Source organism: Streptomyces sp. NPDC047453 (genome assembly GCF_040643155.1).
Classification (GTDB): domain Bacteria; phylum Actinomycetota; class Actinomycetes; order Streptomycetales; family Streptomycetaceae; genus Streptomyces.
The window spans coordinates 412,360-428,277 of the sequence record NZ_JBEYTS010000001.1 but is presented as its reverse complement, the minus strand read 5'-3'; the positions used below and the strand labels follow the sequence as shown (position 1 = coordinate 428,277).

The 15,918-nt window shown below is 71.4% G+C and carries 13 protein-coding genes; 5 read left to right on the top strand and 8 right to left on the bottom strand.

All coding sequences use genetic code 11. From position 1 onward, the window contains the following. Window positions 1–73 precede the first annotated feature (73 nt). From ABZ818_RS01930 to glnA, 5 genes are all read right to left on the bottom strand, one after another. The gene (locus ABZ818_RS01930; protein ID WP_361409238.1) at window positions 74–421 is read right to left on the bottom strand and encodes a hypothetical protein; all 348 of its coding nucleotides are present in this window, start codon (window positions 419–421) and stop codon (window positions 74–76) included. A 145-nt stretch (window positions 422–566) separates the two neighbouring features. After that, complete coding sequence (locus tag ABZ818_RS01925; protein WP_361409236.1) at window positions 567–1,400, bottom strand: hypothetical protein; 834 nt, start codon at window positions 1,398–1,400, stop codon at window positions 567–569. A 288-nt stretch (window positions 1,401–1,688) separates the two neighbouring features. Further along, window positions 1,689–2,393 (bottom strand): LPXTG cell wall anchor domain-containing protein, encoded by a 705-nt coding sequence (locus ABZ818_RS01920; RefSeq protein ID WP_361409607.1) that lies wholly within the window; start codon window positions 2,391–2,393, stop codon window positions 1,689–1,691. A 219-nt stretch (window positions 2,394–2,612) separates the two neighbouring features. Continuing rightward, window positions 2,613–3,854: a PP2C family protein-serine/threonine phosphatase gene (locus ABZ818_RS01915; protein WP_361409233.1), complete on the bottom strand. Its 1,242-nt coding sequence runs from the start codon at window positions 3,852–3,854 to the stop codon at window positions 2,613–2,615. A 475-nt stretch (window positions 3,855–4,329) separates the two neighbouring features. Further along, window positions 4,330–5,691, bottom strand: a complete 1,362-nt coding sequence (gene glnA / locus ABZ818_RS01910) for a type I glutamate--ammonia ligase (RefSeq protein WP_141361480.1) — start codon at window positions 5,689–5,691, stop codon at window positions 4,330–4,332. 330 nt (window positions 5,692–6,021) lie between these two features. Between glnA and ABZ818_RS01905 the strand changes: the two genes are divergently transcribed. Further along, window positions 6,022–7,227 carry a globin domain-containing protein gene (locus ABZ818_RS01905; RefSeq protein ID WP_361409228.1) on the top strand — a complete coding sequence of 402 codons (1,206 nt, stop codon included), beginning with the start codon at window positions 6,022–6,024 and terminating at the stop codon, window positions 7,225–7,227. A gap of 141 nt (window positions 7,228–7,368) precedes the next feature. On the opposite strand, the gene ABZ818_RS01900 is transcribed toward ABZ818_RS01905, so the two are convergent. After that, window positions 7,369–7,812 (bottom strand): Rrf2 family transcriptional regulator, encoded by a 444-nt coding sequence (locus ABZ818_RS01900; protein WP_361409225.1) that lies wholly within the window; start codon window positions 7,810–7,812, stop codon window positions 7,369–7,371. Window positions 7,813–7,965: 153 nt separating this feature from the next. On the opposite strand from ABZ818_RS01900, the gene ABZ818_RS01895 reads away from it, so the two are divergent. From ABZ818_RS01895 to ABZ818_RS01885, 3 genes are all read left to right on the top strand, one after another. Then, on the top strand, window positions 7,966–8,640 hold the full coding sequence (locus ABZ818_RS01895; RefSeq protein WP_361409222.1) for a DUF3105 domain-containing protein: 675 nt from the start codon (window positions 7,966–7,968) through the stop codon (window positions 8,638–8,640). Continuing rightward, window positions 8,637–9,269, top strand: coding sequence for a DUF305 domain-containing protein (locus tag ABZ818_RS01890; protein WP_361409219.1), 633 nt, complete (start codon window positions 8,637–8,639; stop codon window positions 9,267–9,269). Before ABZ818_RS01895 ends, ABZ818_RS01890 begins: the two co-directional genes overlap by 4 nt. A 296-nt stretch (window positions 9,270–9,565) precedes the next feature. Further along, window positions 9,566–11,500 carry a S53 family peptidase gene (locus ABZ818_RS01885; RefSeq protein ID WP_361409216.1) on the top strand — a complete coding sequence of 645 codons (1,935 nt, stop codon included), beginning with the start codon at window positions 9,566–9,568 and terminating at the stop codon, window positions 11,498–11,500. Window positions 11,501–11,507: 7 nt separating this feature from the next. Here ABZ818_RS01885 and ABZ818_RS01880 read toward each other — a convergent pair whose 3' ends face one another. Further along, window positions 11,508–12,392, bottom strand: a complete 885-nt coding sequence (locus tag ABZ818_RS01880) for an alpha/beta hydrolase (RefSeq protein WP_361409213.1) — start codon at window positions 12,390–12,392, stop codon at window positions 11,508–11,510. Between the two features lie 382 nt (window positions 12,393–12,774). Here ABZ818_RS01880 and ABZ818_RS01875 point away from each other — a divergent pair, with 382 nt between their 5' ends. Further along, a complete protein-coding gene (locus ABZ818_RS01875; protein ID WP_361409210.1) occupies window positions 12,775–14,529 on the top strand; it encodes an NAD+ synthase in 1,755 nt (584 codons plus the stop codon). Between the two features lie 46 nt (window positions 14,530–14,575). On the opposite strand, the gene ABZ818_RS01870 is transcribed toward ABZ818_RS01875, so the two are convergent. Next, window positions 14,576–15,874 carry an MFS transporter gene (locus ABZ818_RS01870; RefSeq protein ID WP_361409208.1) on the bottom strand — a complete coding sequence of 433 codons (1,299 nt, stop codon included), beginning with the start codon at window positions 15,872–15,874 and terminating at the stop codon, window positions 14,576–14,578. Window positions 15,875–15,918: the final 44 nt, after the last annotated feature.

The window sequence follows — 15,918 nt, the reverse complement described above, 5'->3', positions numbered from 1 at the left end:
CCAGCGGTGCCAGTGGGTACGCAGGTGCAGGCCACGCCGGGCACCACGTCGGTCGTCGCCCTCGTACGGCATGTCAGGCCCTCCGCCGCACGCGGGAGCAGAGCGTGAACACGGCCATGGCGACCACCAGCCCCGCCGCGGTCGCCGTGGTGTCGGCGAGCAGCCGGTCCAGATGAGGTCGCAGCCGGTCGACCGAGGTGAACACCACGACCGAGCCGGAGACCGTGGCCACCAGACCGGCGCCCCAGTGACGGTGCCTGTCGTAGAACCACCGGCCCAGCACCATCACCGGTGGTGCGGCCACCGGGAACTGCCGCTCGTCGAGCAACTCCAGAGCGGCCCACGTGAGGGCGAGCACCACCACGCACCCCGCCGCCACCCTGGCCGCCTCGGCCCACATCACCGGCCGGTCCCCGCTCACCACGACGCCTTCCGCCCTCCCCCTCCGCGCCGTCGTGCCCACGGCGTCCCGCCGACGGCAATTGAGCCACACCCGTCCCTCCACGCGCCATACCGTTCCCCAGCACGATCAGCGGTCGCGGCAAGCACGGCGATGAGCAATGGGCTCAGGACGCGCCCTGAAGCTGGCTCTCCAGCTGGGAGACCTCCACCGACTCGTTGGCGGACGGTGTCGCCGACGGGATCGGCTTGTCATAGTCGGACAGGGTGAAGGTCAGATCGGTGCCGTTGCCCTTCTGGGTGCCCCCGATCAGGTATGGCTTGCCCTGCGTCGCCACGTAGTACGTGGCCGCCCTTCCGTCCACCTTCCCGGTCAGCGGGATGGCCTTCATTCCGTTGAACGTGGTCTCGGTGCCCTTCTTGACGTCCGTGAACGGCGCGACGCCGCCGAGGGGCTTCTGGAAGACCTTGATGCTGCAGACGTCGGCCAGTTTCTTGAAGATCGCGTCGTTGGTCGTGCCATGGATGTACCGGTTCTTGAAGCGCTCCGCGCCTGCTGTGCCCTCGCTGCCGGGGACCTTGGTCGTCTTCCAGAACGTAGCGTCGGGTTTCATCCATGCTTCGGTGCCGCGCTTGACGATCTGGAAGCTGCCCTGGGTGCCCATGGCTATCGAGCCGGTGCAGCCGGCCTGGTCGTACGAGAGGTCCGCCGAGCTGGGCCGATTGCCTTTCTGGGCGTCTGACCCCGTGTCCTTCAGCGCGATACGGACGGACTTGGCGCCGAGCAGGGCTTGGTGCGCCTGGTGCCGGATCTCCTTCGGTGACTTGTCCGCGATGCCGTTGCCACCGTTGCCGTCCGATGAGTAGCCGGAGATGAGGAGAAGGATCGCGTGCGTCGTGGCGGGTGCGGCCTGGGCGGCGGCGCCGCCGCCCAGGAGCGCCCCTGCGGCGGTTACGGTGATGGCCGCGACCTTGGCGATCCTCTTACGCGTTCGAAACACGGCACCGTCCTTCTTTCGGTGGATGAGCCTCACTCCGGATCGGTGAGGTCGTGTTTCGAGTAAGCCCGAACGGGTCATGCGTCGTCACGCCACTGAATGCCGTGACTTGACACCCGCAAATGATCTTGAGGTGGGATGTGAACCCACCGTGACTGAGCCACGACGGTTTTCAAGACCGGCCGACGATCGCGCCCGACTTGGCCCGTGACCTGGACGTTTTCAATCAGCGCGAGACCAGCCAGTGGCGTCCTGGACAGAGGATGGCCAGGACGCCACTCACTGCAGACGTCAGCCCCGGGAGGCCCTACGACGCCGCAGCACCAGGTAACCGCCCGCGGCCACCAGTGCTGCCGCGACACCCGACAGCAGGCCCACCGGGGCGCTGCTACCGGTCTCGGCCAGATCACCGGCCAGATCGCCGCCGCCCTGCGCGGACGAGGAGGCGGCAGCGGACGGGGCCGCCCCGCCCTCGCCGGAGGAGGCACTCGGCGCCGCGGTCGCACCGGCCGGGCCCGAAGGCGAGGACGACTCCGACGAGGAGTCACTCGGCGCGGTCGCATCGGCCGGGCTCGAAGGCGAGGACGACTCCGACGAGGAGGGCGGCACCGAGGCGGACGGCGTCGTACCGCCACCACCGCCCTCGGAGCCCTTGCAGTCCGTCCAGAACATCTTGTGCTTGGCGGCCCCCTTCTCGCCGTCGAAGTTCCAGAACAGCTTGTAGTGCCCGTCGGGCAGGGACAGGTCCGCCGTACGGCCGTGGCCCTCGGCATCCAGGGTGATGGCTCCGGACTTCACGGTCTCGCCCTTGGTGGCGGCGGTCGGGGCCCAGGCCTCGATGTGCCAGTCGACCTTCTGGACCGCGTCGAAGCCGAAGGCGTCGAGGTAGAAGGTGCAGACGTGCGGTTCGTTGCGGCGCAGCTCTTCGCCTGTCTTGGCGTCGTGGATCTTCACCGTGCCGTTGTCACCGGGAGCGGTGGCGTGCGCGGCGGGCATGGCGAGGGCGGAGAGGGCCAGGGCGCCGGAGACGGCGGCCACGGTGGCTCGTATACGCATGCGTTCCTCAGGTGGAGAAAGGGGCCAGGCGCCGGTCGCTCCTCGCGGTTCACCTTCGGCGCGAGGCCCAATGATCATGGAGTCTGTTTGACTCACGTGATCAGATCCCTCACCGGTGGGGTTGGTTGTACGGGAATTTGAAGTTTCTGTGAGCGCCTGTCAGTCGCCGTGGCGGCGCCCATCCTGGGCTTCTTGTGGAAGTGTTCGACCGCCGCCTTCGCGCGGGAGCACGCTCACGAGTTGTCCGATCTTGTGCGGAACGAGCAATGGCTGAGACCGGAACTGAGACCGCGGCGCCCGTAGCGTGCCAGTGACCTCCGGGGAGGGCTCGGCATTCCGCTCGTACCGCTGTCGATCTTCGCCTTCTTCCGCTCCGTCATGGGGGATATGGGCACGACGGATGGCGAGGAGGGCGACGTCGTCGCCGAGGCGTCCGCCGGTGTGGGCGAGCAGGTCGCGTTCGATGTGGTCGAGCAGCGCCTCGGGAGGGTGGTCGGTCCACTGGGCTGCGCGTTCCGCGAACGGGTAGAAGACGTCGTTGTGGTCACGGGCTTCGATGACACCGTCGGTGTACAGGAGCAGCGTGTCCCCAGGGCCGAAGGGCAGGACATCCACGACGTGGTTGTCGGGATCCGTGACGCCGACGCCAAGTGGGGGCCCGGGGTGGAGGCGGGGCACGTGGACGGTGTTGTCCGGGCTGAGCAGCAGGGGTGGCGGGTGACCGCAGCTGGTCATGCGGACCAGGGGCTCGGCGTCGGCGATCTCGACCAGAAGAGCGGTCACGAAGCGTTCCCCCGCCTCGCCCTCCGGTTCGAAGTCGGCGAGGTGGCGGGTCATGCTCCGTTCCAGGGAGGCAGCCAGGTCGGGCAGGGAGGCGTGCTGGTGTGCGGCCTCGCGGAAGGCGCCGAGCAGGAGGGCGGCCTCGCCCAGGGCGGGCAGGCCCTTGCCCCGCACGTCGCCGATCATCACGCGGACCGCGCTGCCGGTGCGGGCGGCGGCATACAGGTCGCCGCCGATCTCGGCCTCCTCCTCGGCAGCCAGATAAACACAGGCGAGCCGCAGCGGGCCGAGCCGGCTCGGCAGCGGCCACATCACCACCTGCTGGGCGGCCTCGGCGACCGACCGGACCCGGGCCATCTGGCGTGCGTGCCGGTCGCGCACCGCACACAGGACCACGATCAACGAGGTGATCGCCGCGATGGCAATCACCTCCACCACCACGTTCCGCGTAGACAGCGTTCCGGTGCGCCAGCCGCTGACCGCTTCGCCCGCCATGGCCAGGACCCCGATGCCGCCCGTCGTCCAGGGGCCCGCAAACCACGCGGTGAGCGTGGGCGCGACCACCAGCAGGGGGCTGAGAACGATGGTTGGCCCAGTCGCGATGTCCGCGGCAGTGATCACAACGATGAGGACAACAGGGATGAACAACAGCGGGTGGCTCGGCTGCCACGGCTGCCCGAGACCCACACGTCCCTGCCTGGAGCCCACGCCTTCCACACTGCACCGCTACCGTGGCTAGCGCCACGACGGCTTTCAAGAGCATCAAGGTGTCGCGCTCGAAACCCCATCTGACCTGGCCGAAGACACTTTTTCTGAAACATGCTCACCGACTTGCGCGACCAGGTCTTCAAGGCCATCGACCGCCTGCCCACCGTTGCCGTCGTGGCTGGGCGAGTTCATCCGGGGTGTCATGCGTCAGCGGCACCGCGAGGACGTCGGTGCGGGTACCGAGATGCCGGGCGGCCAGTTCGCTGAACCTGTCGGCGATGGTCGGGAAGGTGTCGTAGTCCAGGGGCGGTGAGACGCCGTGGGGCCGACGGTTCGCGACCGTCGACCCCGTCCGCCGGATGGGCGGGAAACCCGCCCCGACCTGTGCCTACAGCACCGGCAGATGCTTCTTCAGCTCGAACGCCGTGACCTCCGAGCGGTACTCGTGCCACTCGGCGCGCTTGTTGCGGAGGAAGAAGTCGAAGACGTGCTCGCCGAGGGTGTCGGCGACCAGGTCGCTGTTCTCCATCAGGGTCAGGGCCTCGCCGAGGTTCTGCGGGAGCGGTTCGATGCCCATCGCGCGGCGTTCGGCGTTGGACAGGGCCCAGACGTCGTCCTCGGCACCCGGAGGGAGCTCGTAGCCCTCCTCGATGCCCTTCAGGCCGGCGGCCAGGAGGACGGCGTAGGCCAGATAGGGGTTGGCGCCGGAGTCGAGGGAGCGGACCTCCACGCGGGCGGAGCCGGTCTTGCCGGGCTTGTACATCGGGACGCGGACCAGGGCCGAGCGGTTGTTGTGGCCCCAGCAGATGTACGAGGGGGCCTCGCCGCCGGCGCCCGCGGTGCGCTCGGAGCCGCCCCAGATGCGCTTGTAGGAGTTCACCCACTGGTTGGTGACCGCGGAGATCTCGGCGGCGTGGCGGAGGAGGCCGGCGATGAAGGAGCGGCCCACCTTCGAGAGCTGGTACTCGGCGCCGGACTCGTAGAAGGCGTTCCGGTCGCCCTCGAACAGCGACAGGTGCGAGTGCATGCCGGAGCCGGGGAACTCCGAGAAGGGCTTGGGCATGAACGTGGCCTGAAGGCCCTGCTCGAGCGCGACCTGCTTCATGACCAGGCGGAACGTCATGATGTTGTCCGCGGTGGACAGGGCGTCGGCGTAGCGCAGGTCGATCTCCTGCTGGCCCGGGGCGCCCTCGTGGTGGGAGAACTCCACCGAGATGCCCATCGACTCCAGCATGGTGATCGCCTGACGGCGGAAGTCCATGCCGATGGCCTGCGGAGTGTGGTCGAAGTAGCCGGAGTTGTCCGCGGGCGTGGGGCGGGAGCCGTCCAGCGGGCGGTTCTTGAGCAGGAAGAACTCGATCTCGGGGTGGGTGTAGAAGGTGAAGCCGAGGTCGGAGGTGCGGGCCAGGGCGCGCTTGAGGACGTAGCGCGGGTCGGCGAAGGAGGGGGAGCCGTCCGGCATGAGGATGTCGCAGAACATGCGGGCCGTACCGGGGGCCTCGGCGCGCCAGGGCAGGATCTGGAAGGTGGACGGGTCGGGCTTGGCGATCATGTCGGACTCGTAGACCCGGGCGAAGCCCTCGATGGCGGAGCCGTCGAAGCCGATGCCCTCGTCGAAGGCCTGCTCCAGCTCGGCGGGCGCGACGGCCACGGACTTGAGGAAGCCGAGCACGTCCGTGAACCACAGGCGTACGAACCGGATGTCGCGCTCCTCCAACGTCCGGAGCACGAACTCCTGCTGCTTGTCCATCTTCCGCTTCCCCATCCTTGCTGGTCAGGCCGCCTGTGTTCGGTGTCACGGGAGACCGTCGGGCACCTGAGCATCCCACCACGGCCGCGTTTCACACGTGTTGCGGAGCCCGGTCGCCCGGCCGTCGTGCCGGGGCGCTCGCCCCGCGTACGGCAGGCGTACCGCTCTGTCGCCCATCTTGCCCGCTCGCACCGTCATCCGTAATGGCCGAACCGTCACCCACGTGACCGACGACACGCCTCCATAAATTGCATCTCAAATGCAAGTTTCAATACCGTTTTGATCAGTCGAGCGATCGAGCCCATCCGATCGAGTCATCGAGGAGTCACCATGCTGTCCGAGCAGTCAGCAGTCACCGTCCGCGCCACCCTCCCCGCCGTCGGCGCGGCGATCGGCCAGGTCACCGAGCGCTTCTACGCCAGACTGTTCGACGCCCACCCCGAGCTGCTGCGTGATCTGTTCAACCGCGGCAACCAGGCCGCCGGCACGCAGCGGCAGGCCCTGGCCGGCTCCATCGCCGCCTTCGCCACCTACCTGGTGGAGAACCCGGACCAGCGCCCCGACCTGATGCTCCAGCGCATCGCCCACAAGCACGCTTCCCTGGGGGTGACGCCGGAGCAGTACCCGGTCGTCCACGAGCACCTGTTCGCGGCCATCGCCGAGGTGCTCGGCGAGGCGGTGACCCCGGAGGTCGCCGCCGCCTGGACCGAGGTCTACTGGCTGATGGCCAACGCCCTCATCGCCATCGAGAAGCGCCTGTACGAGCAGAGCGAGCAGCGCGGCTGGCGCGAGTGGGAGGTCGTGGAGCGGATCGAGGAGACCGCGGACGTGGCCACCTTCAAGCTGCGCCCCGCCGACGACGCCCCGGTGCCCGGCTACCGCGCCGGCCAGTACGTCTCGGTCGGCGTCGAGCTCCCCGACGGGGCCCGCCAGATCCGCCAGTACAGCCTGACCGCGGCCCCCGGATCGCCGGTGCGGCAGTTCGCCGTCAAGCGAGTGGCCGGCGACGCCACGACGCCCGACGGGGAGGTCTCGAACCACCTGCACGCACACGTGCGCGTGGGTGACGTCCTCCAGCTGTCCGCCCCGTACGGCGACCTCGTCCTGGAGGAGACCGAGGCGCCGCTGCTGCTCGCCTCCGCGGGCATCGGCGTCACCCCGATGATCGCCATGCTGGAGCAGCTCGCCCTCACCGGCCACAGCGCCCCGGTGACCGTGGTCCACGCCGACCGCTCCCCCACCGCGCACGCGCTCCGCTCCGACCACCAGGCGTACGCGGCCAAGCTGCCGGACGCGCGGCCGGTCTTCTTCTACGAGCAGTACGACGAGGACGAGGACACGGCAGGCGCCGGGCGGCCCGGCCTGGTCGACCTCGGCGACGTCGACGTCCTGGCCGGCACGCGCGCGTACCTGTGCGGCCCGCTGCCCTTCATGCGGGCGGTGCGCGAGCAGCTGATCGGCAAGGGTGTGTCCCCGGCCGACATCCACTACGAGGTCTTCGGCCCGGACCTGTGGCTGGCCCAGCCGGCCGCCTGACCGATCCGCCCCCGGACCTGTGGCCGGCCCAGCCGGCGGCCTGACAAGTCCGCCCCCGGCTGATCCGGCCGATGTGCTGCGGCCTTCCGGTGTGCTCGCTCTTCCGGGTCTCCCCGGGGCTGACCGTGCGCGCCCGCGCGCTCAGGTCGGCGGCCGCATGGCGGGCAGCCCCAGCAGCAGCGGTCCCGTCGGCTCCGCGACCATATCGGCGACCGTGAGGGGGTCGAGCGCGGCGTAGAAGGCCTCCTGGGCCCGCCGCAGGGCGCCGCGCAGACGGCAGTCGGAGCTGAGCGGGCAGGGAATGCTGCCCTCGCAGTCGGCCACGTCGCCCTCGCCCTCCAGGGCGCGTACGAGAGCGCCGACCGAGGCGTCGCGGCCCGCTTCGGTGAGCGTCAGTCCGCCGCCGCGGCCGCGGCGGGCCGCGAGCAGACCGCGGTGCTGGAGCTCGGCGACGACCTTCGCGGTATGCGTGTACGGCACGCCCATGTCGCCCGCGACCTCCCGGGTCGTGGGGCTCGACTCGCCGGCGACGGCGAGCCTCATCAGGACGCGCAGCGCCATGTCGGTGAAGCGCAGCAGCCGCATGCGGCCAAGGGTAGATAATGCGCATCCGCCGTTCAACTTATCGGCGGTCTCCCTGCGGGCGCTTCCGTCCCACTACGATCAGCGGGCCCCTCGGGCACGCTCAACTCCCCGCACGCCACCCCCGCCCGCCCCTTCCCCACGAAGGACTCCGCCATGGACTCCGCGCACCGGACCGACACTGGACAGCACAAGGCCCGTACAGAGGAGATGCGCCAGGCGGAGCGCGTCCGGGAGCGGCGCACGCGGCTGCTCACGGTGGCCGCGAGCGTGGTCGTCGTGGCCGGGCTGGTCACGGGCGGCGTGGTGCTCCTGAACTCGGGGTCCTCGGACGCCGCGCCGGCCGCGGCGAGCGACGAGAAGGGCGGTGACGGCGGCCACTTCGTCACCCGCGCGGACGGCGTACGAACCTGGAAGGGCACGCTGGAGCGCAACCACACCACCGCCCCGGTGACCTATCCGATGGAGCCCCCGGTCGGCGGCGACCACAACCCGGTCTGGCAGAACTGCAACGGCGACGTGTACACCGACCCGGTGAAGAACGAAAGCGCCGTGCACGCGCTGGAGCACGGCGCCGTCTGGGTGACGTACAACAGCAAGGCGTCCAAGGCGGACGTGGCCGCGCTCGCGGCGAAGGTGAGGAAGACGCCGTACACGCTGATGAGCCCGGTCGAGGACCAGAAGGACCCCCTCATGCTGTCCGCCTGGGCGCACCAGCGCACGGTGACGAGCGCGAAGGACCCGCAAGTGGACAAGTTCCTCGCCGAGTTCGTCCAGGGCCCGCAGACGCCCGAGCCGGGTGCCACCTGCACGGGCGGGCTGGACCGTTGAGGCACATCGGGCTGATCGCCGGAGCCGCGGCGGCCGCGCTGGTCGCGACGGGGGCGATCACCTACGCGGTCGCCGAGGACAGCGGCGGGGCGCGCTACGCCGCGAAGACGCCCACCGCCGGCTCCGCGGACGCCGGTTTCGCCCGGGACATGGCGGTCCACCACCAGCAGGCCGTCGAGATGTCGTTCATCGTGCGCGACCGCACCACGGACACCGAAGTGCGCCGCCTCGCCTACGACATCGCGCAGACGCAGGCCAACCAGCGGGGCATGCTGCTGGGCTGGCTCGACCTGTGGGAGCTGCCGAAGGTGTCGGCGGACCCGCCGATGACGTGGATGGGCATGGGCGACATGCCCGCCGGCGAGGACGGCGCGCTGATGCCCGGCATGGCGACCAACTCGGAGATGCGCAGGCTCGGCGAACTCGGCGGCAGGCAGGCCGAGGTGTTCTACCTCCAGCTGATGACGGACCATCACAAGGGCGGCGTCCACATGGCCAAGGGCTGTGTCGCCCGCTGCACGGTGAGGGTGGAGAAGAGGCTCGCGCGGGGCATGGTCGCATCGCAGCGGTCGGAGATGCGGTTGATGGCCGACATGCTCAAGGAGCGTGGAGCGGTGCCCCGTTCATAACCGGGGCCCCGGTTCGTAACCCCGGGTACCTCCTTCGTGACCCGGACGCTCCCTTCGTGACCCGGACGCGCCATTCCCCGACTCCGGGCCGGGCGCGAAAGCCGCAATTCGCCGCGCCTGCCGGTTCCTTGGGTTTCTCTTGGCCTTCACATTCCCCTGGCATGAACGGTTCATCGGGAAGAGTGGCCCCGATCGTGTGATCCAGACGAAAGACCCTTACCGCCGCGGGCTCTACGCGGATTGCGCGAGGACCGACCACTCATTGCGTCACATGCGAACGCATCGCAGGGGGTTCTATGAGATCCAACCGTGCCACAGCGCGCGCCGGAATGAGCTTGGCGGCGACCCTGCCGCTGCTCGCCGGCGCACTGGCGCTCGGCATACCCGCGCACGCTGCGGACAACCCGGGCCGCAGCGCGCTCGCGGGCACCAAACCCGTCTGGGCGACGGCCACGGCGGACAAGGGCGCCACCTCGGACGGCGCCCAGGTCCACGCCCGGGTCTACCTGGCCGGACGGGACGCCGCCGGCCTCGCCCGGTACGCCGCGGCGGTGTCCGACCCGTCCTCGGCCTCGTACGGCAAGTACCTGAGCGCCCAGGAGGCGCAGGCGCGCTTCGGCGCGACGAAGGCCCAGGTGGACGCCGTGAAGTCGTGGCTGGCGTCGTCGGGGCTGAAGGTCACCTCCGTGACGGCGCACTACGTCGCCGTCTCCGGTGACGTCGCCGCCGCCGAGAAGGCGTTCGGCACCCAGCTGCACAACTTCGCCAAGGGGTCGAGGACCTACCGCGCCCCGGCGCGGACGGCCTCGGTGCCGGCCTCACTGAACGGCACCGTCCTGACCGTCACCGGCCTGGACAACGCGCCGCACAAGGCGAAGCACAAGGACCAGCTGCCGCCGCCGGACGACGTGTTCAAGAACGCCGGGCCGTTCTCCACGTACTACGGCTCGAACGTGGCAAGCACACTGCCCTCCGCGTACGGCCAGAAGGTCCCGTACGCCGTCAAGGGCTACACCGGCAAGGAGCTGCGGTCCGCCTACGGTGCCGGCAAGTACACCGGCAAGGGCGTCCGCATCGCCATCACCGACGCGTACGCCTCGCCGACCATCGCCGTCGACGCGGCCACCTACGCGAAGAAGAACGGCGACAAGCCCTGGAAGACGGGCCAGTTGCGCCAGGTGCTCCCGGCCGGCTACACGGACACCGAGGAGTGCGGGGCGGCCGGCTGGTACGGCGAGGAGACCCTCGACGTCGAGGCCGTGCACGCGGTCGCGCCGGACGCGAACGTCGTCTACGTGGGCGCCGCCTCCTGCTACGACGACGACCTGCTCGACTCGCTGAGCAAGATCGTCGACAACCACCTGGCCGACATCGTCTCCAACTCCTGGGGCGACATCGAGGCCAACGAGACGCCGGACGTCGCGGCGGCCTACGACCAGGTCTTCCAGTTCGGCGCGGTCGAGGGCATCGGCTTCTACTTCTCCTCCGGTGACGACGGCGACGAGGTCGCCAACACCGGTACGAAGCAGGTCGACACCCCGGCCAACTCGGCGTGGGTGACCGCCGTCGGCGGTACCTCGCTGGCCGTCGGCAAGGGCCACAAGTACCTGTGGGAGACCGGCTGGGGCACCCAGAAGGCCTCGCTGTCCGCGGACGGCAGGAGCTGGGCGGGCTTCCCCGGCGCGTTCACCTCGGGCGCGGGCGGTGGCACCAGCCGGACCGTGCCGCAGCCGTCGTACCAGACGGGCGTCGTGCCGAAGGCGCTGGCCACGGCCAACAACAAGGCCGGCAACCGCGTCGTCCCGGACATCGCGGCGGTCGCCGACCCGAACACCGGCTTCCTGGTGGGGCAGACGCAGACCTTCCCGGACGGGTCGCAGCGGTACAGCGAGTACCGCATCGGCGGCACCTCGCTGGCCGCGCCGGTCATGGCGGCCGTCCAGGGCCTCGCCCAGGAGGCCCGCGGCGGCAAGGCGATCGGCTTCGCCAACCCGGCGATCTACGCCAAGTACGGCTCGAAGGTCTACCACGACGTGGTGGACCAGCCGACCGGCAAGGACCTCGCGGTCGCGCGGGTCGACTACGTCAACGGCGTCGACGCCGCGGACGGCCTGAGCGTCTCCGTCCGCAGCCTCGGCAAGGACAGCTCGCTCAAGGCGGTCAAGGGCTACGACACCGTCACCGGCGTCGGCTCTCCCGCGAACGGCTATGTGGAGTCCTACCGCCGCTGACGACAGGTCAGCGGCCGTGCGCCCGCTTCTCCTCAGGGAGGGGCGGGCGCACGCGTGCGTGCAGCACGGCGCCGGCGACGTCCTCGGGGCGGTCGAGCATGAGCAGGTGGCCGGCGGGTGCGCTCGGCCGGAACGCGCCGCCCAGGACCGCGGCGAGCGCCTGCTGCCGGGCGAGCCACCGCTCCCGCCGGGGCACGGGCCGGCGCGGGTCGTCGGCGGCGAGCACGGTGACCGGCAGGCCGGGCGGCAGCGTCCGCGACCGCCGCAGGGCGGCGAGTTCGACGGCCTGGTCGGCGTAGGTGGCGTTCTCGGCCAGGGCCGCACGCAGCCAGCGGCTCGTGGAGTAGGCGCTGCGGACCCGGTCGTACGGCGCCGGTTCGCCTCCCCCGACCCGGCCCGCCCGGACCGCCGCGCGGCGCAGCAGCGGTCCGGCGGCGCGGGGCAGGCCGGCCGCGCTCGCCAGCGCGCCGCAGGCGCGCGTGGCGGCGTCGCGGGCGGCGCGCGCCCGGCGGGGGCGGGGGTCCTCCTCCACGCTGGAGTCGACGAGCACGAGTGCGGCACTCCGCTCGGGGAACATCCGGGCGAAGGCCTCGGCGTGGAACCCGGCGATCGAGTGCCCGACGACCGCGGCGGGCCCGTCCGCGCCCACCGCGTCGAGCACGGCCGCGATACGCCGGGCCTCCGCCCCGAGCGTCGGCCACGCACGCGCGTGCCCGCTGAGCCCGAGCCCGGGCCGGTCGAACCGCACGACCGTCCGGTACGGAGCCAGCAGCGCGGCCACACCGTCCCAGTCGAACCAGCACATCCCGAGCCCCGGACTCAGCACACAGAGCGGCCCGCTGCCGTCGACGACGACGTGGTGGACGACGCCGTCGACGCGGACGAAGGTCATGGGTACGTCCTCCCGCGTGGTCCGTAGGAGCATCATGACAGCGCGAGCCGCGGGAACACGGGGCAAGCCCCCACGCGAACGGCCACCGTCCGACGAGGACGGGCGCCCGGACAGCCGAGCGAGCGCACGGGGCGGGACCGTCACGCCCGCGAGCGAACCCTGCCGGTCGGCGGACGGGTCACATGAGTGCGGGCGACTCCTCGCGGCCAGGCACCGGCCAGCAGGGGCAGACGCCCGGACAGCCCACCGCCCCAGGCGCGCGGCGAGCGCACGGGCACGGGCACGGTGGCGGTCACCGCCACGCGCGCGGGCCGGGACGGCGTGGGGTGGCCCACACCTCCGCGCCCGGCTATCGCGTCGCTTTGACGATTACACTGGGCGCGTGCCTCAACTACGTCTCGCCCTGAACCAGATCGACTCGCGCGTCGGAGACCTCGCCGGTAACTCCGAGGCGATCGTCCGCCGGGCCCGGGAGTCCGCCGAGCGCGGAGCGCATCTCGCGGTGTTCCCGGAGATGGCGTTGACCGGGTACCCCGTCGAGGACCTGGCCCTCAGGTCGTCCTTCGTGCAGGCGTCCCGCGCCGCGCTGCGCGCCCTCGCCGCACGGCTCGCCGCGGAGGGCCTCGGGGAGCTGCCGGTGCTCGTCGGCTACCTCGACCGCGGTGAGACCGCCCAGCCGAAGTACGGCATGCCCGCCGGCGCGCCGCAGAACGCGGCGGCGGTGCTGCACCGCGGCGAGGTGGTGCTGAGCTTCGCCAAGCACCACCTGCCGAACTACGGCGTCTTCGACGAGTTCCGCTACTTCGTCCCCGGCGACACCATGCCGGTCCTGCGGGTGCACGGCGTCGACGTCGCGCTCGCCATCTGCGAGGACCTGTGGCAGGACGGCGGCCGCGTGCCGGCCGCCCGCAGCGCGGGCGCCGGGCTGCTGGTCTCGATCAACGCCTCGCCGTACGAGCGACTGAAGGACGACGCCCGCCTCGACCTGGTCCGCAAGCGGGCCCAGGAGGCCGGCTGCACCCTCGCCTACCTCGCCATGACCGGCGGGCAGGACGAGCTGGTCTTCGACGGCGACTCGATCGTGGTCGCCCCGGACGGCGAGGTGGTCGCGCGGGCGCCGCAGTTCGCCGAGGACCTCATGGTGCTGGACCTGGACCTGCCGGCCGCCTCGGCGCAGGCGCCCACGGGCGTGGTCGACGACGGTCTGCGCATCGACCGCGTGGTGCTGTCCGAGGAGCCGCTGCCGGCCTACGAGCCGGAGCCGACCGGCGAGTACGCCGCGCGCATGGACGACGACGAGGAGGTCTACACGGCGCTGGTCGTGGGCCTGCGCGCGTACGTGCGCAAGAACGGCTTCCGCTCCGTGCTGATCGGCCTGTCCGGCGGCATCGACTCCGCGCTGGTCGCGGCGATCGCCTGCGACGCGGTGGGCGCGGAGAACGTGTACGGCGTCTCCATGCCGTCCAAGTACTCCTCGGAGCACTCCAAGGACGACGCCGCGGAGCTGGCACGGCGCACCGGCCTCAACTTCCGCACCGTCCCGATCGCGCCGATGTTCGACGCGTACATGGGCTCCCTGGGCCTGACGGGCCTGGCCGAGGAGAACCTCCAGTCCCGGCTGCGCGGCACGCTGCTGATGGCGGTCTCCAACCAGGAGGGCCACATCGTCCTCGCGCCCGGCAACAAGTCGGAGCTGGCGGTGGGCTACTCGACGCTGTACGGCGACTCGGTGGGCGCGTACGGTCCGATCAAGGACGTGTACAAGACGTCGGTCTTCCGGCTGGCCGAGTGGCGCAACCGGGCCGCGGCCCAGCGTGGCGAGGTCCCGCCGATCCCGGAGAACTCCATCACCAAGCCGCCGAGCGCGGAGCTGCGCCCCGGCCAGGTCGACACCGACTCGCTCCCGGACTACCCGGTGCTGGACGCGATCCTGGAGCTCTACGTCGACCAGGACAAGGGCGCCGACCTGATCGTCGCGGCCGGATACGACGGCGAGCTGGTCACGAAGACGCTCCGCATGGTCGACACGGCCGAGTACAAGCGGCGCCAGTACCCGCCGGGCACGAAGATCTCCGCGAAGGGCTTCGGCAAGGACCGGCGCCTGCCGATCACGAACGGCTGGCGGGAATCGGCGTAGGCACCGGGTCCCATACGGGGGTAACGGGGTACGGGAGTCCCCGGGGCTAGGCTCCCGGCCCGCCCGCACCACCCTCGGCCCGGACGGCCCCGTCCCGGAGTTCCCCCGTGCTCGTCGAGTGGGAAGGGACCCCGGTACGGGCCGCGGACGGCATGTGCGAGGCGACCACGCGCTCCCGCCCGACCCGCACGCCACCCGCCCGCCGCAGGTCCACCCGGTACGCCAGGCCGGCCACCGCGAGGCCCAGCACCGCGAGGACGGCCCCCGCGAGCGCCGGCGAGGTCACGCCGAGGCCCGCGGCGAGCGCCAGCCCGCCGATCCAGGCGCCGCCCGCGTTCGCCAGGTTGAACGCGGCCTGGTTGGCCGCGGAGGCCAGGGAGGGGGCCGTGGACGCCTTCTCCATGACCATGAGCTGGAGCGGCGAACCGGTGACGAACGCCGCCGTGCCCAGCAGGGCCACCGCGAGGGCCGCGCTCCACTCGGTCCGCATCAGCAGCGGGAACAGCGCCAGCACGACCGCCAGCGCGGTGAGCCCGCCGAACAGCGTGCCCCGCGTCGAGTGGTCGGCCAGGCGCCCGCCCAGCAGGTTGCCGACGGTCGCGCCCACCCCGAACAGGGCCAGCAGCAGCGTCACTCCCGCCTCGGCGTACCCGGCGGAGCCGGTGAGCATCGGCGTGATGTAGCTGTAGGCCGAGAACAGCGCGCCGAAGCCCGCCACGGTCGTCAGCAGGGCCAGCCAGACCGGGAGGGAGCGCAGGGCGGCCAGTTCGCGGCGCAGGCCGGCCGCGGGGGCGTGGCCGCGGTCGCGCGGGACCAGCAGGACGAGGGACGCTATCGCGGCGACCCCGATCACGCTGACCGCGAGGAAGGTCACCCGCCAGCCGAGGCGCTGGCCCATGAGCGTGGCGGCCGGGACACCGACGACGTTCGCCAGGGTCAGGCCGAGCATCATCAGGGACACCGACCGGGCCCTGCGCTCCGGCGGCACCATGGTCGCGGCGACGACGGCGCCCACACCGAAGAAGGCGCCGTGCGGCAGTCCGCTGAGGAAGCGGGCGGCCAGCAGCCAGTCGTAGCCGGGGGCGAGGGCGGACAGCGCGTTGCCGACGACGAACAGGGCCATGAGGCCGATCAGGACGTGCCGGCGGGGCAGCCGCGAGGTGACGGCGGCCAGCAGCGGAGCGCCGATGACGACGCCCAGCGCGTACGCCGAGACCAGGTGCCCGGCGGCGGGGATCGAGACGTGCAGGTCGTCGGCGACGTCGGGGAGCAGCCCCATGATGACGAACTCGGTGGTACCGATGCCGAAGGCGCCCACGGCGAGGGCGAGCACAGCCAGGGGCATGGAGGGCCTTTCAGAGCTTCGAAGCGTGCGGTGCAGGAGTTCCG

Coding starts and splice junctions, on each gene's coding strand:
- ABZ818_RS01920 (WP_361409607.1), bottom strand. CDS start 2,393: ATGCCCGCCGCGCACGCCACCGCTCCCGGTGACAACGGCACGGTGAAG.
- glnA (WP_141361480.1), bottom strand. CDS start 5,691: ATGGACAAGCAGCAGGAGTTCGTGCTCCGGACGTTGGAGGAGCGCGAC.
- ABZ818_RS01905 (WP_361409228.1), top strand. CDS start 6,022: ATGCTGTCCGAGCAGTCAGCAGTCACCGTCCGCGCCACCCTCCCCGCC.
- ABZ818_RS01900 (WP_361409225.1), bottom strand. CDS start 7,812: ATGCGGCTGCTGCGCTTCACCGACATGGCGCTGCGCGTCCTGATGAGG.
- ABZ818_RS01895 (WP_361409222.1), top strand. CDS start 7,966: ATGGACTCCGCGCACCGGACCGACACTGGACAGCACAAGGCCCGTACA.
- ABZ818_RS01885 (WP_361409216.1), top strand. CDS start 9,566: ATGAGATCCAACCGTGCCACAGCGCGCGCCGGAATGAGCTTGGCGGCG.
- ABZ818_RS01880 (WP_361409213.1), bottom strand. CDS start 12,392: ATGACCTTCGTCCGCGTCGACGGCGTCGTCCACCACGTCGTCGTCGAC.
- ABZ818_RS01870 (WP_361409208.1), bottom strand. CDS start 15,874: ATGCCCCTGGCTGTGCTCGCCCTCGCCGTGGGCGCCTTCGGCATCGGT.